This window comes from Ectobacillus sp. (genome assembly GCF_056992975.1).
Genome location: NZ_JBXKMX010000006.1, coordinates 1 through 23,167 on the forward strand (window position 1 = coordinate 1; position 23,167 = coordinate 23,167).

General features: G+C 37.9%; 20 protein-coding genes and 4 pseudogenes. All 24 read right to left on the reverse strand.

What is annotated here, in order from left to right:
- Positions 1-563: dipeptidase (locus AC11ZT_RS00270; protein WP_484057693.1), on the reverse strand; the 563-nt coding region annotated here is incomplete at its 3' end.
- 59 nt (positions 564-622) lie between these two features.
- On the reverse strand, positions 623-883 hold the full coding sequence (locus tag AC11ZT_RS00275) for a stage V sporulation protein S (RefSeq protein ID WP_379967431.1): 261 nt from the start codon (positions 881-883) through the stop codon (positions 623-625).
- A 119-nt stretch (positions 884-1,002) separates the two neighbouring features.
- Complete coding sequence (locus tag AC11ZT_RS00280; protein ID WP_484057694.1) at positions 1,003-1,797, reverse strand: TIGR00282 family metallophosphoesterase; 795 nt, start codon at positions 1,795-1,797, stop codon at positions 1,003-1,005.
- 129 nt (positions 1,798-1,926) lie between these two features.
- Positions 1,927-3,489, reverse strand: coding sequence for a ribonuclease Y (gene rny / locus AC11ZT_RS00285; protein ID WP_484057695.1), 1,563 nt, complete (start codon positions 3,487-3,489; stop codon positions 1,927-1,929).
- A 350-nt stretch (positions 3,490-3,839) separates the two neighbouring features.
- Positions 3,840-4,688 (reverse strand): annotated as a pseudogene (gene recA, locus AC11ZT_RS00290) (recombinase RecA); the annotation flags it as partial.
- A 326-nt stretch (positions 4,689-5,014) separates the two neighbouring features.
- Positions 5,015-5,224, reverse strand: a complete 210-nt coding sequence (locus AC11ZT_RS00295; RefSeq protein ID WP_379967422.1) for a hypothetical protein — start codon at positions 5,222-5,224, stop codon at positions 5,015-5,017.
- A 149-nt stretch (positions 5,225-5,373) separates the two neighbouring features.
- Positions 5,374-6,612 (reverse strand): competence/damage-inducible protein A, encoded by a 1,239-nt coding sequence (locus AC11ZT_RS00300; protein ID WP_484057696.1) that lies wholly within the window; start codon positions 6,610-6,612, stop codon positions 5,374-5,376.
- Positions 6,613-6,633: 21 nt separating this feature from the next.
- Complete coding sequence (gene pgsA, locus AC11ZT_RS00305; RefSeq protein WP_484057697.1) at positions 6,634-7,212, reverse strand: CDP-diacylglycerol--glycerol-3-phosphate 3-phosphatidyltransferase; 579 nt, start codon at positions 7,210-7,212, stop codon at positions 6,634-6,636.
- Positions 7,213-7,277: 65 nt separating this feature from the next.
- Complete coding sequence (locus tag AC11ZT_RS00310) at positions 7,278-8,156, reverse strand: helix-turn-helix domain-containing protein (protein ID WP_484057698.1); 879 nt, start codon at positions 8,154-8,156, stop codon at positions 7,278-7,280.
- A 20-nt stretch (positions 8,157-8,176) separates the two neighbouring features.
- Positions 8,177-8,962, reverse strand: a complete 786-nt coding sequence (locus tag AC11ZT_RS00315; protein ID WP_484057699.1) for a DUF3388 domain-containing protein — start codon at positions 8,960-8,962, stop codon at positions 8,177-8,179.
- A gap of 193 nt (positions 8,963-9,155) precedes the next feature.
- Positions 9,156-9,407, reverse strand: a complete 252-nt coding sequence (locus AC11ZT_RS00320) for a DUF3243 family protein (protein ID WP_484057700.1) — start codon at positions 9,405-9,407, stop codon at positions 9,156-9,158.
- A 64-nt stretch (positions 9,408-9,471) separates the two neighbouring features.
- Positions 9,472-10,191 (reverse strand): elongation factor P 5-aminopentanone reductase, encoded by a 720-nt coding sequence (gene ymfI, locus AC11ZT_RS00325; protein WP_484057701.1) that lies wholly within the window; start codon positions 10,189-10,191, stop codon positions 9,472-9,474.
- 57 nt (positions 10,192-10,248) lie between these two features.
- Complete coding sequence (gene yfmH / locus AC11ZT_RS00330) at positions 10,249-11,532, reverse strand: EF-P 5-aminopentanol modification-associated protein YfmH (protein WP_484057702.1); 1,284 nt, start codon at positions 11,530-11,532, stop codon at positions 10,249-10,251.
- 1 nt (position 11,533) lies between these two features.
- Complete coding sequence (gene yfmF / locus AC11ZT_RS00335; protein WP_484057703.1) at positions 11,534-12,808, reverse strand: EF-P 5-aminopentanol modification-associated protein YfmF; 1,275 nt, start codon at positions 12,806-12,808, stop codon at positions 11,534-11,536.
- 182 nt (positions 12,809-12,990) lie between these two features.
- Positions 12,991-13,950: an ABC transporter permease gene (locus tag AC11ZT_RS00340; RefSeq protein ID WP_484057704.1), complete on the reverse strand. Its 960-nt coding sequence runs from the start codon at positions 13,948-13,950 to the stop codon at positions 12,991-12,993.
- Complete coding sequence (locus AC11ZT_RS00345) at positions 13,951-15,009, reverse strand: ABC transporter permease (protein WP_484057705.1); 1,059 nt, start codon at positions 15,007-15,009, stop codon at positions 13,951-13,953.
- The gene (locus tag AC11ZT_RS00350; RefSeq protein ID WP_484057706.1) at positions 15,002-16,534 is read right to left on the reverse strand and encodes an ABC transporter ATP-binding protein; all 1,533 of its coding nucleotides are present in this window, start codon (positions 16,532-16,534) and stop codon (positions 15,002-15,004) included. The genes AC11ZT_RS00345 and AC11ZT_RS00350 overlap by 8 nt, the downstream gene beginning before the upstream one ends.
- Before the next feature lie 99 nt (positions 16,535-16,633).
- Complete coding sequence (locus tag AC11ZT_RS00355) at positions 16,634-17,695, reverse strand: BMP family lipoprotein (RefSeq protein ID WP_484057707.1); 1,062 nt, start codon at positions 17,693-17,695, stop codon at positions 16,634-16,636.
- A gap of 81 nt (positions 17,696-17,776) precedes the next feature.
- Positions 17,777-18,502: a GntR family transcriptional regulator gene (locus AC11ZT_RS00360; protein ID WP_484057708.1), complete on the reverse strand. Its 726-nt coding sequence runs from the start codon at positions 18,500-18,502 to the stop codon at positions 17,777-17,779.
- Positions 18,503-19,006: 504 nt separating this feature from the next.
- Positions 19,007-20,446: pseudogene (locus AC11ZT_RS00365) on the reverse strand (DNA translocase FtsK); the annotation flags it as partial.
- Positions 20,447-20,566: 120 nt separating this feature from the next.
- Positions 20,567-21,343: pseudogene (locus AC11ZT_RS00370) on the reverse strand (cell division protein FtsK); the annotation flags it as partial.
- 244 nt (positions 21,344-21,587) lie between these two features.
- Positions 21,588-21,794, reverse strand: coding sequence for a YlzJ-like family protein (locus AC11ZT_RS00375; protein WP_379967380.1), 207 nt, complete (start codon positions 21,792-21,794; stop codon positions 21,588-21,590).
- Positions 21,791-22,525, reverse strand: a complete 735-nt coding sequence (locus AC11ZT_RS00380; RefSeq protein ID WP_379967377.1) for a ClpP family protease — start codon at positions 22,523-22,525, stop codon at positions 21,791-21,793. The genes AC11ZT_RS00375 and AC11ZT_RS00380 overlap by 4 nt, the downstream gene beginning before the upstream one ends.
- 144 nt (positions 22,526-22,669) lie before the next feature.
- A pseudogene (locus AC11ZT_RS00385) lies at positions 22,670-23,167 on the reverse strand (Zn-dependent hydrolase); the annotation flags it as partial.

Consider the following 23,167-nt stretch of genomic DNA (forward strand, 5'->3'; position numbering starts at 1 on the left):
GGATGATGAGCTAAGTCCATCACATCCCAAAATCCCTTTTCTGAAAGGTGAGACACATCTGTCCACAAATGATACTCATTCAGCGTTTTCACTACTTCTTTTCCAAAATTAGATAACCCAGCACCACGCGGCTCTAATACACCATCGGCAACAGAGTTACTATAATTCCAAGTTAATCCAACAGAGCGTACACCAAGACGATGTAATATACGAAGCCGAGCAATATTTGTTCCAATTGCATCACACCCTTCCAAGCTTAAAAGAGCACCTATCTCGCCGTCTTTTAATATCTGACTATCATGCTTCGTCGTAATCAGCTTCATTTCAGGATGTTTGTCCAAAATTTCTCGATAAAAAATCTCAATCATTTCCAATACTGTATCAAACCGTTGTTCCATTGGTACTTTTTCCGGTACATAAATTGCGAAACATTGAATTTTTGCATTTGCTTGTTTTAATTTATGTAAGGTTACATGAAGATTGCTGTCATTTTTAAAGCTTACTTTACATTTCTTTTCCCATAGTTTCCAAATAACATCACAATGAGCATCAAATATATTCAATTTCTATCCCTCCTATGACAATAAAATAACCTGTCTGCTTAGCAAACAGGTTTTCTAGATTAACGAGGCTCAACGATAATTTTAATAGCCGTACGTTCTTCACCATCAATAATGATATCTGTAAAAGCCGGGACGCAAATTAAGTCAAGACCACTCGGCGCTACGAATCCTCTTGCAATCGCTACCGCCTTTACTGCTTGATTCAGCGCACCCGCTCCAATAGCCTGCATTTCTGCCGAACCGCGTTCGCGGATTACCCCAGCTAATGCACCTGCAACAGAGTTTGGCACAGAAGTTGCTTTAACTTTTAATATATCCATTACTCGTTTCCTCCTCGTTATCGTTTAAGCGATTGAATTTACTTTACATATATTCACGAGAAAGGAAAGATATTCCTGCTTATCCACTTTTATTTTTTTAAGAATTACATTTTATGGTATTATTCAAAAAGTCTTTGATCATCATTAATTAGAATTCGTTCAATTTTCTCAGCTTTTCCTGTATGTGGATTTGCATCTACAAGAACTGCACTCAGTTGCGTACGACCAGAAGCCACTTCAAAACGAACAGGAAGACCCGTTAAGAATTTTTTCAAAACCACTTCGCGGTCCATGCCCAGAATACCGTCGTAGGGTCCCGTCATTCCAACATCTGAAATATAAGCGGTTCCTTCCGGTAATATACGGTTATCTGCCGTTTGTACATGTGTGTGTGTGCCTACGACAGCAGTCGCTCTCCCATCTACATACCAACCAATTGCTTGTTTTTCACTTGTTGCTTCCGCATGAAAATCAATAAAAATTAAATTTGTGCGTTTCTTTGCTTCAGCAATATATTCGTCTACTTTTTTAAATGGGCAGTCAATGGCAGGTAAAAATGTTCTACCTTGTAAATTAATAATAGCAACTTCAACTCCGTTACAATTCACAAAGATCATGCCCTTCCCAGGATTTCCTTCTGGAAAATTGCCAGGACGAACTAAATATTTCGCAGAATCTATAAACTCAAAAATATCACGGTTATCCCATGTATGATTACCAAGTGTTACTGCTTGTGCACCACTTTCTAAAAATCCACGATATATTTTTTCTGTAATACCTTTTCCTGATGCTGCATTTTCTCCGTTTATAATTGTCAAAGTCGGCGTATATTTTTTCTTCAGTTTTGGTACGTATTCTTCAATCATTTTTCTCCCCTGTGATCCTACAACATCACCGACAAATAAAATTCTCATTCCATAAACACTTCCCATTTTTATATATAGTAAAAAACAACCCTTAGATGCTTTAATATTGTATTTTTCATTCCGTTGAATCTTTTGTTTATAACCTATAACCAAAAAAATAAAGTGGTTTGCACCACTTTATTTTGCATATTCTACTGCTCTCGTTTCTCGAATGACAGTTACTTTAATATGTCCCGGGTAATCGAGCTCGTTTTCAATTCGTTTTCGAATATCACGTGCTAAGCGATGTGCCTCTAGGTCATCAATAGCATCCGGTTTTACAAGTATACGAACTTCTCTTCCAGCCTGAATTGCGTATGATTTCTCAACGCCTTCATATGACTCTGAAATTTCTTCGAGCTTTTCAAGTCTACGGATGTAGTTTTCTAACGTTTCACTTCTTGCACCTGGTCTTGCAGCAGACAAAGCATCCGCAGCAGCAACAAGAACAGAAATAATTGACGTTGGCTCTGTGTCTCCGTGATGCGATGCAATTGCATTCACAACAACTGGATGTTCCTTATATTTTGTTGCTAGTTCTACGCCGATTTCAACGTGACTTCCTTCTACTTCATGGTCAATCGCTTTACCAATATCATGAAGTAATCCTGCACGACGTGCAAGTTTCAAATCTTCTCCGAGCTCAGAAGCCATAAGACCGGCTAAGTATGCCACTTCCATAGAATGTTTCAATACGTTTTGTCCGTAGCTAGTTCTAAATTTCAATCGTCCTAATATTTTAATCAAGTCTGGATGTAATCCATGGACCCCAACCTCAAAGGTTGATTGTTCGCCAACCTCACGGATATATTCATCTACTTCACGTCTTGATTTTTCTACCATTTCTTCAATACGAGCTGGATGGATACGACCATCTTGAACAAGCTTGTCTAACGCAATACGAGCTGTTTCTCGACGAATCGGATCAAAACCTGATAAAATTACTGCTTCTGGCGTATCATCAATGATGAGATCAATACCTGTTAACGTTTCTAGTGTACGAATGTTACGGCCTTCACGTCCAATAATCCGACCCTTCATTTCATCGTTTGGAAGGTTCACGACAGAAACAGTAGTTTCAGCCACGTGATCAGCTGCACATCTTTGAATAGCTAAAGACAAAATTTCTTTTGCTTTTTTGTCTCCATCTTCTTTAGCACGCATTTCACTCTCTTTAATCTTCACTGCAATGTCATGAGAAAGTTCTTTGTCAACTTTATCTAATACAATGGATTTTGCTTCTTCGCGGTTTAAACCAGAAATGCGTTCTAATTCCCGCTGTTGGGCTTGAACGAGCTCTCCCACTTTGCTTTCCAACTCTTCAATTTGCTGTTGTCTCAATGTTAGAGAATCCTCTTTCTTTTCAAGCAGTTGTTCACGCTTGTCAAGTGATTCATCCTTGCGGTCTAGGTTCTCTTCTTTTTGCATTAAACGATTTTCTTGTTTTTGCAACTCACTTCTTCGATCACGAATTTCTAATTCTGCTTCTGTACGAAGTTTATGAATTTCATCCTTTGCTTCTAATAGCGCTTCCTTTTTCAATGCTTCTGATTCCCGACGCGCATCTTCAACGATTTGACTCGCCGCAAAAGTAGCACCATTAATTTTTGCTTCCGCAATGGATTTCCGAACAAAAAAGCCAACAACTGCACTGACAATCGCTGTAAGCAACAGGGAGATGACAATCGTTAGTGTGTTCATACTTTCACCTCCTCTTGCTATGAATGAGAAAAGACTGCCAGCACGTACATTACATAGCAATGTACAGCGATAACTCCTTTTCATCCATGTTGGAACAATTTTCAATTTTACTGTATAGTCATAATTATTCTTTTCAAACGAAGACCTATGTCAAACCCGTTTGTCATATCCTCATGTACAGATGAAGGTATGATGAAAATGGTAAAAAAAGAATATACAAACTTATTGTATAGTTCGATATTTTCATTGTCAAGGGCTGTATGTCTTTACATGCTTTATACAGTAGTATAGTAAGCGGTATCACAAAGCTTATTCATGTGTAAAAAAAAAGACACATGATACGTGTCTTTTTAATCTTCTAGCAAACTTGGGTTTTCATTATCAAACGGTATGGAATTATCCTTATCAGCAATTTGATAATGTTCTCGAACTCTATTTGCAATATCATCTCGAATTTGTGTATTTTCTTTTAAGAATGTTTTTGAATTTTCACGGCCCTGACCTAAACGTTCTTCATTATAGGAATACCATGCCCCACTCTTTTGAACGATATCAAGTTCCGTTGCCATATCAAGAATTTCACCTTCTTTAGAAATTCCCTCTCCATACATAATATCTACATCAGCCGTACGGAACGGTGGAGCCACCTTGTTCTTCACAACTTTGATTCTTGTCTTATTCCCAACAATATCATTGCCTTGCTTTAATTGTTCAGCACGTCGTACTTCTAAACGGACAGAAGAATAAAACTTCAATGCACGTCCACCTGGTGTCGTTTCTGGGTTACCAAACATAACTCCAACTTTTTCACGAATTTGATTGATAAAAATTGTAATTGTATTAGACTTGTTAATTGCTCCAGAAAGCTTACGCAAAGCTTGTGACATTAAACGTGCTTGAAGACCTACATGGGAGTCTCCCATTTCCCCTTCAATTTCAGCTTTTGGTACTAAAGCTGCTACTGAGTCTATGACAATAATGTCAATAGCACCACTACGAACAAGAGCTTCCGCAATTTCCAAAGCCTGTTCCCCTGTATCAGGTTGCGAAAGCAATAACTCGTCTATGTTAACTCCCAGCTTTTGTGCATATTCAGGATCTAACGCATGCTCTGCATCAATAAAGGCAGCTTGACCACCTGTCGCTTGCACTTGTGCAATTGCATGAAGAGCAACAGTTGTTTTACCAGATGATTCGGGCAGGATTGTTATACACAAGGCTTTTTATCCTTGCTTCTGGAGGTCACCCTCATCATTGTATGGCTCTGGAAGATCATACAACTACAACTGGTCAGTTCCAGCTCAGCTCAGCGTACATATTATCCCTCAGCTTAAAGCTGTTAGGGAAGGGACACTCTTGCCAGGATTATATTCTGCCATGCAGGTTCACCTGGTACGCGTTACGGTGCTACGAGAGTATTACCTCTTGCAGTTACCTCGGAATTGTCTCATACCTTGAGATGTTCTCCGATTTTGCCCCTTTCATCTTACTCGTTTCCCAGTAAGCGGGCGATATTCTTGCAAATCTAGCAAGATATACGTTCACCATAAATTTCTATCACTCTACCTCTAGGATATCCACCAACTCCTAGTGCAACGTCCAATGCTAATGAACCGCTTGAAATTGTAGAAACTCTTTTGTCAGATTGCTCTCCTAGCTTCATGATAGAGCCTTTACCGAATTGCTTCTCTATTTGTTTTAACGCCATATCTAATGCTGATTGACGATCACCCACACGAGTTCCTCCTTTGTTTTAAAACATATATTTATTATACCTTTTCCCTTTTAAAAAGCCAACAACAATCGAACACTTATTCGATTTTTCTTTTTTTCCTCTATGATTCTCGGATTTCCCTATATTAAAAAGTAAAAACTAGAAGGGCATTACAGCTCTTCTAGTTTTTTATACAAATGATAAAAGCCATACTTTGTTGCACGTTCTCGTATGAGTTGGCGGCTACCACCTAAATTAAGAGGAATCGTACATGTTGGTTTTCCCGCAATACTAATTCCAATAAATACCGTTCCAGGTTTTTTGTCTTCCAATTCATTTGGTCCTGCTACTCCAGTAAAACTGATTCCCACATTAGTTTTTAAAAGAGCTCGTACATTGTCTGCAAGTTGCTCTGCACACAGTGCACTCACTGCCCCGGCCCCTGCTAGCGTCTGTTCCGGTACATGCAATATATATTGCTTGACTTCATTGCTGTAGCAGATGATTCCACCTTTAAAGAGAGAAGATACGCCGCTAATTTCAGTTAGTTTTTCTCCAAACAATCCGCCCGTTAAGCTTTCTGCACAAGCTATCGTAAACCCTTTCTCCTTCAAAGCAGAAATAGCTTTCACATGTAAAAAGTCATCATTATACCCGTAGAAAAATTCTCCCACCCGAGTCAGTATTTTCTTTTCTACCTCATCCAACATCATTTGTGCTTTTTCTTCATCACTATGCTTTGCTGTTATACGAAGAGTCACTTCTCCTTCAGCCGCATACGGAGCAATCGTTGGATTACTTTGTTCATCTATTAAATCTTGTATTTCAGTTTCAAGTTGCGATTCTCCAATCCCAAAGAAACGAAGAATACGAGAGTACAGTTTCGCTTCAGATGCCAGTTGCATTAGAAATTTTCCTACGTAGCTATTATACATAGGATTCATTTCCTTTGGCGGCCCCGGAAGCAAGATGTATGTATGACCATTCTTTTGAAGCCCCATTCCCGGAGCCATACCGTGATCGTTTGGAAATACGGTTGCATTAGCAAGCACGAGAGCTTGTTTTCTACTGCTCTCAACAAATTCACGACCTGTTCGATCGTAATATTCTTTAATAGAGAGTAATGCCTCTTCATTATAAACAAGTTCGTTTCCGACCGCCTTAGCAATCGTCTCCTTTGTTAAATCATCTTTTGTCGGTCCCAGCCCGCCTGTAAAAATTAAAATATCCGCTCTATTTTGCGCAATTTGGATAGCTTCTTCTAAACGTCCTACATTATCCCCGACAACCGTTTGATAATACACATCAATCCCTATGGAAGCAAGGTTTTGTGCTAAAAACCTAGCATTTGTATTTAGAATTTGTCCAAGAAGTAATTCTGTTCCAACTGCAATAATTTCGGCGTTCATATTTCATTCCCCCTCTTACCGTTACTTTGAATTTGTAAACACGGCTCTATTTTTCCAAAAGTAGTCCCAGCCTGAAAGTATCGTAAAAAAGAGTGCAACCCAAATTGCCACTTCTGAAATAGAAAACGGAAGCCATTGAAGTGGTACGTCATGTAGAAAGTAGGCCGAAATAGCAATAATTTGTGTCCATGTCTTAATTTTTCCGAGCATATTAGCTGCTACTACTTCCCCTGTATTCGCTAATACTAATCGTAATCCAGTGACAGCAAATTCACGGCTAATAATAAGAATGGCAATCCATGATGATATATTATGTAATTCAACTAAGACTATTAGAGCTGCGGAAACGAGAAGTTTGTCTGCTAACGGATCTAGGAATTTCCCTAAATTTGTAACTAAATTATGTTTTCTTGCATAATATCCATCAACCCAATCTGTAGCTGATGCAACTATAAACACAATGGCTCCAAGTAAGGACCTCATTCTTAAATCCGAAACACCAACTAATTGATCTCCCCAATCAAATGGTATAAGCACTACCATTAAAAAGATAGGAATTAAACAAATTCTAGAAATTGTTATTTTATTCGGTAAGTTCACACTAATTCCTCCATCATTCATAACGGTTATCTTATGGAAAAATAGTCATCGCGTGGCGATGACTATTACTGAGTTGGCTGCCCATTACGTAAATTTTTAATAATGATAATTTGATGATCAACATTATTTGGATCTTGCGGATACGTTAACAGCTGACCGTTAATCTTTATATCTGTATTTGGTGAGCTTCCAATATTCAGACGTACTTCATCTTCAGCTGATAAATCCTGTTGCTGAACCTCACCTTGTTCCATTGTTTTATTATAAAACATCTTTCCAGCACCGTTTTTAATGTCTACATATGCAGTTCCTTTTGCAGATATTTCAATTTGCAATGCAGTATTATTTCGAATTTCCATTGTAGACGTCTTTCCATTTGTATCCACAACTTTTATTTCTTGAGCAGGCGTGGCTGGTTGCGCTGGTTGCGCTGGTTGTTCTTGCTGAGCTGGTTGTTCTTGCTTCTTATCTAATGCTGAATTTGCCGCTTTTTCCACCTGTGCTGTTGATGTGGTATTACCCGTTTTCACCTGATTCTGACTCTTGCTAGTTAACGCCTGCGCTACAAGCCAAATACCCACCCCAACTGCAATTACAAGAAGAGTAATAAGAATTTTGGGCATATACTCCATAATACGAGCAGATGGAGAGTTTTGATTTGATTCCTTCGTTTTTGCACGAGATACTTGTGTATCTTCGTGTGAAGGAGGAGTAGGTAATTCACCCTTATATTCCTCAAGCATAGACTCCGGATTTAGTCCTACTGCTTCGGCATATTGCTTAATAAACGCACGTACGTAAAAATCTCCTGGAAGTGTTTCAAACTTCCCCTCTTCAATGCTTACTAAATAACGTTTTTGAATTTTCGTTGTATTTTGAAGCTCATCAAGGGATAAATCCTTTGCTAATCTTGCTTCTTTTAGCTTTTCTCCTAATTGAGTCAATGGTTACACCTCATATTTTTCTAAAAGTCAAACATGGAAAAATCATTCTTTTTCTCTAAATCAATGTCTTCTACTAAATTGTATTTTATTTCTTCATCCAAATGGTTACGCAGTTCAATAATGTAATCAAAATCATCAAGTGTATACTCGGATTGACTGATAAAAATATCCGGGTGCTCAACTACCTTCGTTGCAGGTATACGCATAATTTCCCTGACAAGCTGCCAATGGCGTTCATTCGCCCGCTTTGTAGATACTATTCCATCTAAAATAAAGACATTGTTTTCACTATATTCATCTTGTATTAACTGACTTCGTACAGTTTGTTTAATGAGAGTTGATGATACAAAAATCCATCTTCGATTTGCACATACACTTGAAGCTACGATAGATTCCGTTTTTCCTACTCGTGGCATTCCTCGAATACCAATAAGCTTATGTCCATCTTTTTTCATCAATTCCGCCATAAAATCAACAAGTAAACCCAATTCACTTCTTTCGAAACGAAATGTTTTCTTGTCATCCGCATCACGTTGTATATATCTTCCATGTCGGACTGCTAAACGATCTCGTAGCTTTGGGCTTCGATATTTTGTTACCGTTATATTATCCATCGTGTTTAGAATTGATTCAAGTCTTGTAATCTGTTCCTGGTTTTCGCACTTAAGCAATAATCCTCTGCGCTCATTGTCAACACCATTAATCGCCGTAATGTTGATTCCGAGCATACCAATTAAAGAAGCAATGTCCCCAAGTAATCCAGGTCTGTTTTTATGTATTTCATATTCAAAATACCATTCAATCATATACAACACCCTCCTCACTACCTATCCACCTATGTACTATATTATATGATTTTTCGACAATAGAAAAGTCAATTTACTCGATTCATTGGAAGGAAGAAAGATTTCACCTAATAATCTTTTCTTTTACTTCTATTCTAACTTTCGTATTTAGATTTATACAGTGAAAATAACAAAAGAGAGGATTGCTCCTCTCTTACTGTTTCCCGTGTACAAGCTTTACCATTAAATTAGCGATTGTATGTTGCTCTTGTTCATCCGCTACCTTCCAGAGCTCTGCTAATAGTTGTTCTTCCTCGTTATGTGCTTCGACTTCATTTGCTAGGTAATCGCCAATTCGATAGGCCATTTCAGATACAGTCGTATCATTAATACCTTTTCCATCCGCTTGGTCTAATCGTTCACCTAAAAACGATTTCCATTGCTCAAAATTGTCTAGAACTGACATGCTTTCCACCTCACTTTTTATTAAAGTCATTATTACTATGTACAGATTGTACGCATTTTATGTATTAGCAATACCATCCACCATTTACCCCAATAATTTGTCCAGTTATATACGAAGAAGAATCTGAAAGAAGAAAGGCTGTAACATTTGCAATTTCTTCTGGGTTTCCAAGTCTCCCCATCGGTATTTCTTCAGCAATATCCTGTTTCTCCTTTTCAGAAAACATATTCATCATCGTAGTTTCAACTGCACCTGGCGCAACCGCATTTACGCGTACAAAGCTCGGTGCCAATTCTTTTGCAAGTGCCTTTACATAGGTATTTTGCGCACCCTTTAGCATAGAATATAATACTTCACAAGAAGCGCCTGTTTGTCCCCATATTGAAGAAATTACAACGATACTCCCACTTCGTTTTCGTATCATTGTTGGCAAGGCATAGTTCATCAATTTATACATTGTAGTAACAGATAAGCATGTCATTTCTTCTATTACTTTCTCTTCTGCATCGGTCACAAGACCAAATACACTCTTACCAGCTGCATATACAACCGCATCTACATCATGTTGTATTTGATCCCAAAGCTGCTTTGCTCCATCTTTTTTTGATAAGTCAGCTTGTATAGGTATAACCTCATAGGAGGAAAGTGCATCGCAAAGCTCCTTCATTTGTTTTGTTCCCGTATGATATTGTACATATAAAGAATAGCCTTCAAAGGCTAGTTTCTTTGCAATAGCGGACCCAATCCCTCCGCTCGCTCCTGTAATTAGAGCATACTTTTTCATAATCACATACCTCTTCCCCAAAGAAAAAGCATCCAGATGGATGCTTTCCTCTATAGACTATTTCGAAACAATTTGGCAAATGCTAATACGCTTTTCATCTATACATTCATTGGCAGCATTCCAAATATCTTGCACTGTAATTTCTTCCAGAATAGAAAGTACATCAAACAAATTCGAACCATTAAATGAATAGCGTGTGAATTGATTTGCTATATATTCCGGTGAATTTAATGAGCGCAAGAACCCGCCTATTTTTTTCTTTTTCGCACGAGCTACTACTTCTTCAGATAAAGTACTATCGTTCGTTTGAAGTAAAATAGTAGTAATTCGTTTGGCTAGTTCATCTGGTTCTTTTGTATCTCCACCAATCATAGCAAAGCCAAAGCTAGTTTCTTCTGTGTAATCGTACGAAAACGTATCATCAATAAGTTCATCATGATAAAGCTGCTCGTAATTACTTGAGCTTTTCCCAAATAAGCAATCAAGAAGTAAGGAAATCATCATTTCATACTTCAATTTCGCACGACCTGTATATTTCGGGCGCTTTCCTTTTATACCTACTAAACATTTTGGTGTTTGTACCGACATCGGAATAACAAGTTTTTTCGTTGCAACTTCATCTTGCTCTTCTTCAAAAGATCTCTTAATTTCTGGCTGTTTGTTATAATTCTTTTTCGCTTGGTTATCACGAATCAAGTCCATCATTTTTACAGGATCAACGGGTCCTACAATAAATAACAGCATATTACTCGGATGATAAAATGTGTTGTAACATTCATACAACAAATCCTTTGTAATTGCACTAATAGATTGTATCGTACCAGCAATATCAATTTTCACAGGGTGTTTCTCGTACATACTCTCAATTAGGCCAAAATACAAACGCCAATCCGGATTATCTTGATACATTTGAATTTCTTGTCCGATAATCCCTTTTTCCTTTTCCACCGTTTTTTCGGTAAAATACGGTGATTGTACGAAATCAAGTAATGTGCTCAAATTCGTTTCCACATTCGATGTACAAGAAAACAAATATGCGGTTCGAGTAAACGATGTAAAGGCGTTAGAGGATGCTCCTTGCTTACTAAACAACTGGAATGCATCATGATCTTCTTTTTCAAATAATTTATGCTCAAGAAAATGAGCAATTCCATCAGGAACATGCACATATTCCTTTTTTTCCATTGGAACAAATACATTATCAATACTTCCATATTTCGTCGTAAACGTTGCGTATGTTTTGTTAAATCCTGGTTTTGGCAAAATGTATACATCCAAACCATTTAACAGCTTTTCATACATTAGTTCTTCCTTTAGTTGATCAAAAGAAATTGTATTCATCCTATACCTCCTCCGATCCACGTAGTAGGTAAACCGTATCCATCATGATATTCTTTGCAACTGCTACCACTTCTTCTTTTGTCACTTTATTAATTGCAGGAATCCATTGTTCCATCGAACGTTCCACACCCGAGACAACATTATGGTATAAGATTTCGATAAGACCCCTTGGCGTATCAATTGTCTCCAAAATTTGATTCACGATAACAGCCTTCGTTTGGATTAAGTCTTCCTCCGTAAAATCTCCACTTTGCATTGCTTCTAGTTGTTCCTTAATGATAGACAACGCTTTTTTATAGTTACTAGCTTGAATTCCTGACATGACAAAAAGCAATCCTTTATGACTTTCATACCGAGATGCAGCATAGTAAGCAAGGCTGTTTTTTTCACGAACATTTACGAATAGCTTAGAATGTGAGAATCCACCGAACAATCCATTAAACACTTGCAGAGCAAAATAGGCTTCGTCTTTATAGGTAATATTTGTACGGTAGCCAATATGTAATTTACTTTGCTTTATGTCTTGTTGCTCGATGACTTCTTTTTCTTTTTGTACAGTAGTCCCTACATGACTCTCGTGGCGTTCGTTTATCTTTCTCTCAGGTAAATCAAAATATTTTTGTACAAGTAAATCCGTTTCTTCTGGCAAATCTCCAACGAGGTACAAATCAATTTCATCTTCAGCAATCGCCTTCTGATAATATTGAAAGAGTGACGTAGGTGTAATAGTTGAAACTTCTTCTTTTGTTCCATTTGAACTAAAGCGATAGTCCTCATTCTCGCACATTTCTTGTATAAGCCGCTCGCTTGCATACCTCATTTTATCGTCATATATAGAATCAATCCGTTGAATTAACGCACGTTTTTCTGCTTCAACAATAGTTGAAAGGAATATACCATCTTCTAAAGCAGGACGTTGTAGTACATCCGCTAACATGCTAATTGCTTTTTCTAAAAGAGGCGGTGCATCATGCAAATAGATTTCATTTGCAACATCCATATAAAGGGAGATAATATGTTCTTCACCTTTTTTACTCACATCTACCGCTAATGATGCACCGTACATGTCTTCTACATATTCTCTCACCGCCTTCACGGAAGGAAGTGTTTTTGTTCCACTTTGAAGAACGTAGGGAAGTAGAGCTCGGTAAGATGCAGTGTCTAGTGACAGAGGTGCCTTCATGCGAAGTACAAGTGTATTTGTTTTATACTTTACAGTACGTATAGTATGAACAGTTAGTCCTGCAATTTTCTGAACACGCTGCTTTATTTCCATATTTATTCCTCCTTTACCAAATAGTCTTCTTCAATATACCGTTTTTCCACATCTATTTGCAACTTTGGTGATGTATACCTAGTATATGGACAAAATTAGATTTACTTGCAAAAAAACTCGCGAAGAGTCGCGAGTTTTTTTTGCATACTAATCAGAAAAACACTCGTTAAAAAAGGAGTCCTTTATCTCTTTCCTTTTTCATATGGTGTTCCCAACGCTTTCGGAGCTTCTGAACGTCCAACAAATCCTACAAGAGCTAATATCGTTAAGACGTAAGGTAATATAGTTAAAACCACAGATGGAATACCTTGTAAAAACGGAAGTGTTCCACCTGTTATAGCAAGAGATTGCGCAAATCCAAAGAATAGTGCTGCTCCTAGTGCACCAATTGGATGCCATTTTCCAAAAATCATGGCAGCAAGTGCAAGAAAGCCTTGCCCTGTTATCGTTGAACCTGAAAAATTATTTGAAATAGATGTAGCATATACGGCTCCTCCAATTCCAGCAAACATACCGGAAATGAATACTGCTGTATAACGCATTTTATATACATTGATTCCCATTGTATCAGCAGCCATTGGGTGCTCGCCGACAGCTCGAAGACGAAGGCCAAAGGGCGTTTTAAAAATAATGTACCACACAACAAAAGCTAGAAGAATGGCAATATATGAGGTGAGCGGCACATTTGAGAAAAAGATCTTACCCAGAACAGGTATGTGAGAAAGGCCAGGTATATCAATTTTTTCAATACGAAATTGAATAAAATCCGTTTGTCCTTTGTCAAAAATCTTTTTAATTGCAAATACCGATAAGCCTAGTGATAGAAAATTAATCGCTACTCCGCTTACAACTTGGTCTGCTTTAAACGTAATTGAGGCTACAGCATGAAGCAGTGCAAATATTCCGCAAGCTACCGCTGCAAACAAAAGAGAAATATAAGGAGTAATAGGTCCCCACGAACTTCCCATTAGCAATGTGGTAAGAATACCAATAAAGGCGCCAAATAACATAAATCCTTCTAGTGCAATATTTACGACACCCGAGCGTTCACTAAATATTCCACCAAGCGCAGTGAAAATAAGTGGTGCTGCTGTGTATAAAGTCCCAGATATAATAATAGCAAGAATGTCTAGGAAACTCATTTATTTGTCCCCCTTACTAAAGCGTGAAAGTGCCCAGCGAAGCACATAGCTACAAGCTACAAAAAAGATAATACAAGCTATAATAACATTAATAAGCTCAGATGGAACATTCGCATTAAAGTTCATTTGCGGTGCACCGCTTTTTAATCCACCAAATAAAAGGGCTGCAAACAAAATACCAAATGGATTATTTCCACCGAGTAGTGCCACAGCAATTCCATCAAACCCAATACCTGTGAATGATGACATAGCATTCATATTCTGGAATGTTCCTAATCCTTCCATTGCACCTCCTATACCCGCAAAGGCGCCTGCAATAGTCATCGATAGAATAACATTACGCGGCACTTTCATACCTGCATATTTAGAGGCACTTTGATTAAAGCCAACCGCTTTTAACTCATACCCAAGCGTAGTTCGATCTAAAACAAACCACATAATAATAGCTCCTAAAACGGCTACAATAATTCCCCAATGCAAACGGGAATGGTCTGTTAGATTTGCTAAGAAAGGCGAAGCAAGTGATGCACTTTGTTGAATGGTATATGATTTTTCATTTCCAGCATTTAAATATCTCTTTATTAAATCATACGTAACATAAAGTGCAATATAATTCATCATAATCGTAACGATAACTTCATTTACTTTAAACTTTCCTTTTAACAATCCTGGTATAAATCCCCAGATAGCACCAGCTAGTGCTGCTGCTATAATTGCTAATGGAATATGGAGAAAAGACGGTAAATGAAATGCATAACCGAACCATACAGATGCAAGCCAGCCAACGAGAAGCTGCCCTTCTACACCAATATTAAACAACCCTGTCCGATAAGCAAAAGCAACTGATAGACCCGCCAATACAAGTGGAATCATCGAACGGATTGTTTCACCAATTGCTCGTGGGTTTCCAAACATGCCATCCCATAGTGATGCATATCCATCAACAGGGCTATAGCCGCTGACAATCATGATAATAGCCCCAACTAATAAGCCAAAAATTGCAGACAGTACTGGCACGAGAATATTAGTCATACGCGAAGAAATAAATCCGTTACTCATGTGAATTCACCTTCTCTTCCTGCTTTCCGCCTGCCATAAGAAGTCCAAGTTCCTGTTCATTTGTCTCTTTAGCATTTACAATTCCGACTATTTTTCCTTCGTATATTACAGCAATGCGGTCACTAACGTTCAATATTTCATCTAATTCTAGCGATATGAGAAGAACAGCCTTTCCGTTATCTCGTTGCTCTACAAGCTTTTTATGAATAAATTCGATAGCCCCAACATCTAGACCGCGGGTTGGCTGTGCTGCAATAAGTAATTCTGGATTACGATCAACCTCGCGAGCAATAATGGCTTTTTGCTGATTTCCACCAGAAAGCGATCGTGCTAAAGTATCGATTCCAGCTGTCCGCACATCAAACTGTGCAATAAGAGCTTTGGCTTTTTCCTTCATCTTTTCAAAATGTAACATTCCTTTTGATGAGAAAGGTTTTTTATAATAGGTTTGAAGTACCATATTATCTCGAACAGAAAAATCGAGTATTAAACCATGCTTATGACGGTCTTCCGGAATGTGTCCGATGCCTTCTTCTGTAATACGACGGGTAGGCAGATTGGTAATATCTTTTCCGCGAAGCATAATAGAGCCTGACTCAACTTTTCGTAAGCCTGTTATTGCTTCAATTAGCTCACTTTGACCATTTCCATCTACCCCTGCAATTCCAACAATTTCTCCAGCACGAACAGTTAAGTCAAGTTCTTTTACAGCAGGTAAACTGCGCGTATCATTCACAATCAAATCCGAAATTTTCAATACCTCTTGCGTTGGATGAGCTTCTGTTTTTTCCGTTCTAAAATTCACTTCACGACCTACCATTAATTCAGCAAGGTGTTGCTTATTCGTACTCGCAATATCGACTGTTCCAATCCCTTTTCCTTTTCGAATAATTGTACAACGATTAGACACTTCCATAATTTCCTTAAGTTTATGTGTAATTAATATAATGGATTTTCCTTCTTGTACTAGAAGTTTCATTATACCGATTAATTCTTTAATTTCTTGCGGTGTTAACACAGCTGTCGGCTCATCAAAAATTAAAATTTCTGCACCTCGGTACAAGATTTTTAAAATTTCTACACGCTGCTGCATACCGACAGAAATGTCCTCAATTTTTGCATACGGATCAACAGCTAATCCATATTGTTCAGATAAACGTTGGATGGCCTTTGCAGCTTCTTCAATATTTATCTTTCCACCCTTTTTTGGCTCATTTCCTAAAATAATATTTTCTGTGACAGTAAAATTGCTCACTAGCATAAAATGCTGATGCACCATACCAATACCTAAATGATTGGCAACGCTAGGACTCGTAATTTTTACGGGTTTCCCTTTTACTTTGATTTCGCCTTCCTCTGGTTGATACAACCCAAATAATATATTCATTAACGTTGATTTTCCGGCTCCATTTTCTCCGAGCAACGCATGAATTTCTCCTTGTTTCACTTGGAGAGTAATATTATCATTTGCTTTAATACCTGGAAATAGTTTTGTAATATGATTCATCTCAATTACATAGTCCACGAACTAACCTCCTCCAATTGGAAGCATCAGCTTATTTTCTTTTATACACATACAAAGGTTAGTTCTAAGAACTAACCTTTGCTATTTCTCTACTGTATATTATTTTTGTAGAGAAGCTTCATATGTTTTATATTCTTGTTCTGTTGCTGGTACTTTAATTGTACCGTCTAAAATTTGTTTCTTGAACTCATCCACTTTTGCTAACGCATCCTTTGCTACATTATCTGTAGTAGGAGCGATGTCAATCCCTTTATCCTTTAAACCAAATTCTTTGACTGTACCACCTTTAAGCGTACCGTCCTTTTCTTCTTTTGCCACTTCTGCGACAGCAACATCAACACGTTTTACCATAGAAGTCAATGTTACATTTTCAGGCATACCTTCTTGACTTTGATCACGGTCAACACCAATTACCCATACATTTTGACCTTTTTTCTTACGATTTTTTGCTTCTGTAAATACGCCATTTCCAGTTGCACCAGACGCATGATAAATTACGTCGACGCCTTGGCCATACATAGCAGACGCTAATACAGAACCTTTGTCTGGCTTATCAAATGCATCTGCATATTCAGATACAATTTCAATTTTTGGATTTACTGCTTTTGCACCGGCCATAAAACCATATTCAAATTTTTGAATTAACGGGCTTTTTACTCCGCCGATAAAGCCAATCTTATTTGATTTCGTTGTCATTGCTGCAATCGCACCAACAAGGAAAGAACCTTCATTTTCTTTAAATGTAATACTTGTTACATTTGGTTTATCTACAACACTATCCACAATAGCAAATTGATTGTTTTTAAATTGATCAGCTACTTTACCAATCGCATCTGTCATTAAGTATCCAATTCCAAATGTTAAATTATAATTTTGCTCTGCAAATTTTGTTAAATTTGGCTCATAGTCTGAGTTTTGCGTAGATTGTAAATAGCGGTACCCTTCATTTTCTTTTAATCCGGCATCTTTACCAAATTGTTTTAAACCTTCCCATGCAGATTGATTAAACGATTTGTCATCTACACCGCCAACATCCGTTACCATACCTACCTTAAAGCTATTCGATTTGCTTACATTATTTGAACTAGAAGTTCCACAAGCTCCCAAAATGGCACTAACTGCAAGTGTGAGTGATAAGAAAAGTGCTGCCTTTTTTTTCATACTAGCATCCTCCTTGGTTTCTCTATATTCGTTGACTGTCCCTTTTGAAAGATTGTCACCTCCTCAAAAGGAAAAGGGACATTACAAGCGTTTTCGTAGAACATGAAAGCTGAATGTGTCAGCTCGAAAATAGTTAATCGAATACAGAATTGGTTCATCGCTTTGGTCATAATGCATTTGCTTCAAAACAAGCAAAGCAGTTTCAGGACTACATTCCAATATCGGTGAAACTTTCGGATGATATCCAAGAGGTTCAATATATGCAACAGCGTATGTAACTCGCTTGTTCGTCTTTTTATGAATAATATTTAGGAGCGATTCTTCTTTATATTCGGATAAATCCGGCAAAATATGTTGTGGAAGCTTGTCCACACAATAGACGACTGGCTCCCCATCTGCTGTACGTACACGTTCAATTGTAAATACGTCCATACTACCTTCACTTTTAAATTTTTCTTTCTCTTCCTCCGTTAGACTCATAACAGACGAAGAAAGAAAAATCGTACCTGGACTCTTACCAGCATCTGTAATCATGTCTGTAATACTAGAAAGCTGTTCGATGCCAGATGAAAACATTGGTTTGGCGTTCACAAATGTGCCCACTCCATGGCGACGAACGATCACATTTTCTTCTTCTAAAATTCGAAGTGCTTCTCGCAATGTTGCTCTTGACACACCAAGTTCTTTCGCTAAATCGAATTCTGATGGTAATTTTTGTTTTTCTTTATACATGCCACTTGCAATATCTTCTTTAATTCGGTCTATGACCCGCAAATAAAGGTGGCGATTATCTGACCTAATTGACATCCAAATCCCCCAATATTCAATTATTCGACCTCTGATGTAAGACGTCTATCCTAATATACTCCCATTTAATATATCATTATTTTGTAAATATCTAAATATAAAATCAACATATAAAGGGTTTTTAGGAATTTTTTATTTTTTATGTAAAAACTATTAACTGCATAAAAAATGCACTCTACACTTTCCCTTATTTTTTGAGAAAATCAGAGCACAAGTATGTTAAAACCAATACCAATGCATATCCCCCCATATTTCCATTTTGTGGTTGCTAGATAGAAGATTTTGAACCATTTACTAAAACTATATGAGGTGTGTTATCTGTTAAATCAAGCTACTTTTTCACGCTATTTCGTCGTAAATATTACCATGTGACTGCAAACGATGTCAACATAATTCAAAATTTGTAAATTTTTGATATTTCATTGTTTTGGCATCCATATAAGAGGATTTTCCTACACAAATGAAGACGGTGTGAGAATCCATCCGTCTTCTAACTACGTTCTATTACGAACTTTTTTCTTGCATTTCTTTCCATAAAACAACTCTTGGCTTACTACCTTCATATGGACCGACCACTCCATTAGCCTCCATCGCATCAATCAACCTAGCAGCTCGCGTATATCCAATGCGAAATCTTCGCTGTAGCATGCTAACCGATGCAGTTTGTATTTCAACAATCAAGCGAACTGCATCATCATACAAATCATCTCCAACCTCTTGGCTTACTTCCACTCCTTGTGGGATCATATCTTCTTGATACTGCGCCTTTTGCTGTGAAATAACATAATTTACGATACGCTCTACTTCATCGTCTGACATGAAAGCTCCTTGTACACGTACAGGCTTTGAAGCACCAACAGGCAGAAACAACATATCCCCGCGTCCCAATAGTTTTTCTGCCCCTCCAGAATCCAATATTGTACGTGAGTCTGTTTGGGAAGAAACCGCGAACGCAATGCGTGATGGAATATTTGCCTTTATGACTCCCGTAATGACATCAACAGAAGGACGTTGCGTTGCAAGAATCAAATGTATACCTGCAGCACGTGCCATTTGTGCCAATCGCATAATGGCATCTTCCACATCTGATGAAGCAACCATCATAAGATCAGCTAACTCATCAACAATGACAACAATGTATGGTAAAAGCGGTTGCTTTGCCTCTGCTTCTTCATTGTATTGTTTCACATGAGTATTGTATCCCTCAATATTACGTGTACCCGTATGCGCAAATAGTTCATACCGCCGTTCCATCTCACCTACTACTTTTTTTAACGCCTGCGATGCTTTTTTCGGATCTGTTACAACTGGAACAAGTAAGTGCGGTACACCATTATAGACATTCAGTTCGACCATTTTCGGGTCAATCATCATCATCTTTACTTCGTGTGGTTTCGCTCTCATTAATATACTCGTAATAATACCATTAATGCATACACTTTTCCCGCTACCTGTTGCACCAGCTACTAGTAAATGTGGCATTTTATTTAGGCGCGCCATGACTGCCTCACCTGTAATATCTCGTCCAAGGCCAATCAATAATTTCTCATCAGGACGATTATTCCCTTTCGACTCCAACACTTCACGAAGTGTAACAATTGCAACTTCTGCATTTGGTACTTCAATACCAATGGCTGACTTTCCAGGGATCGGTGCCTCGATTCGAATGTCCTTTGCGGCCAGTGCAAGGGCGATATCATCGCTTAGACTTACGATCTTACTTACCTTCACTCCTAAGTCAGGATATACTTCATATTTGGTTACGGCAGGTCCTCTATGTACTTTTGTCACTTTCGCCTTTACACCGAAACTCTTAAATGTTCGCTCTAACTTTCTTGCATTATCGTAGATTAAATCATTTTCATTAGAAATATGCTTATTGTCTGGAAGACGAAGCAAGTCAAGGGACGGCAATTGATAGTCTTTGTTTTCTATATCAGTAAAATTCATTGCCGGTTCCATCTCAACTGGCTCGAGTGTGCCTTGTGCTTGCGTATCAACCTTTTGTATTTCCACCTGATTCGCTTCACCCTTTGGTGATTCCATGGAAGAAGAGAGCTCTGTATGTTCTGTAAAATTAGAAATAATAGGAGGTACCGTCTCGATTTCTTCTGCCGGCTCCGGCTCATCTTGCTCTATGTTTACTGTTTCTAGAGGTTCCCTTCGCGGCTTCGCAGTTTTTTTCTTTTCCGTTTGCTTCACCCTGCTTACCTTCCATCCCTTGATATCACTAGAAAATGCACTCAGTTGTTTACGAACTAAGGAAAGGATAGGCGCTAGTACTTCACCAATATGTTTGTTGGTAATGCACAATATACCAAGTACAATAAGAATTCCACCTATAATGTAGGCTCCGGTTTCATCAAACAGAAAAAAACACATAGCAAACATGATTGCTCCAATCATGCCACCACCTAAATTCACTGAACCAACTTTATTTGCCGCTTCTAGCATAAATAAATTTTTTGTATTTACAATAACAGAAGGATTTGTAAACTGACCATTTTTTGTTAAGTTTTGTACTAGTGTAATATGACTAAACATAACAATGGCAAGTACAATAAAATATACGCCAATCAGTCGCCTATTTAGCAAATTTGGCCAATTGCGTTGAATAACAAACGCAACAGATAGTGCTATAAGACCTATTACACCGATCATATACCATTCTCCGAAGAAAAAGCGAAAAAATAATACGAATGCTTTTCCCACGACGCCAAGTTGCAAAATCGTAATAAGGGAGAGTGCAAAAAGAATCAGACCAATAATCTCATAATACATCGTAGGTTGAATGCCTGTTTTTTCTTTCGTTTTTCTTCCTCTTGGTTTTTTCTTAACCATTATTTCACCTCTATTTCAAGCGAATGGAACTTCATTCCTGTTTGTATAATCCTAACGTTCCTTTCACTACTGTGTGTAATTTACTATTTTGCTACAATAGTAATCCATTCGAAACAAGCCCCTTTAGCATCGCATCTTTTATTGTTTTATTGGACCTAGATAAATGGAAGAAAGCAGCCAGTATAGGCTGCTTCGTTCTTTTTCTCGTATAGTATACCATACAAACCTATCAAATTCCTGCTTTTCAACGCACCGGAATACTTTGACCAGGTGAAAAAGCAAGAAAATGCTGCGGGTCACTACTCATAATTCGAACAACTTGATACTCTCCATTTTCTCCTTGCTTAACAAGCATATCAATACCCTCATACGTAATTTGTTTTTGTTCATAGTATACTGATTCATCCTGTGGATATATACAATATTCTGGCATAATCGTATACAAGATCATGATAGTAATCCCTCTTCACTTGAATCTCGGTAATCCATTAACTCATTTAATTTTTGGATTGCTTCCCCGATGCCACCTACTTCGTTTATAAGTCCATATTTCACGGAATCTGCTCCTACTACATTCGTACCAATGTCTCGAGTTAAATTCCCCTTAGCAAACATTAGCTCTTTAAAACGATCCTCTGTAATATTTGAATGCTTTGTCACAAATCGAATCACACGTTCCTGCATCTTATCTAAGTATTCAAATGTCTGCGGAACCCCTATAACAAGTCCTGTTAGACGAATTGGATGAACAGTCATTGTAGCAGTTTCTACAATAAACGAGTAGTCCGTAGATACCGCAATCGGAACTCCAATTGAATGACCTCCTCCTAATACAATCGATACGGTAGGCTTAGATAGCGAAGCAATCATTTCTGAAATAGCTAATCCAGCTTCTACATCCCCCCCTACTGTATTCAGTAAAACAAGTAAGCCTTCAATTTTGGGATTTTGTTCAATCGCTACGAGCTGTGGTATCAAATGTTCATATTTTGTTGTTTTATTTTGAGGAGGAAGCTGAATATGTCCTTCAATTTGACCAATAATCGTTAAGCAATGAATGCGCGATTCACTCATTTGCGGAATATTCGTTTGCCCTAGCTGCTGAATTTTTTCAACGAGAGAATCTTTCGCATCCTGCCTTTTATCAATATCATCGTTATTTATATAGTCCCGATCTCCCATTTCATGCGCCCCTTTCATGTGTATAGCCTTAGTATTGTGTAGGACACATGTTTTCATTCGAAAATAAATAAAACATGATCAAGTTCAAACAAAAAGGAAGAAGGTGCGAAAAAATCGCACCTTCCTCCTTTTTCCATCTATTATTTAAACTTCCATAATGATTGGTAAAATCATTGGTCTACGTTTCGTCTTTTCAAATAAGAATTGGCTCAATGATTCTCGTATACTTTGCTTTAGCGATGACCACTCTACACTATTTGCTCTTACCGACACTTCAATAATATCTTTTGCACGCTTCACAGACTCTTCAATGAGTTCTTCTGATTCTCGTACATAGACAAATCCTCGTGAAATAATCTCCGGACCAGAAACGATTTGTTTCGTTGCTTTGCTAAGAGTTATAACTACCACAAGAATTCCGTCCTGTGAAAGGAGTTTACGATCACGCAACACGATGTTTCCTACGTCGCCAACACCTAACCCATCAATCAGCACATTCCCTGCATGTACTTTTCCAACACCTTTATGTTGTCCTTCTTGAAATTCAATAACATCACCTTTATCCACGATAAAAATGTGATCATTATCTATTCCAATATCTCGAGCTAATTTTGCATGAGCCGTTTGCATACGGTATTCACC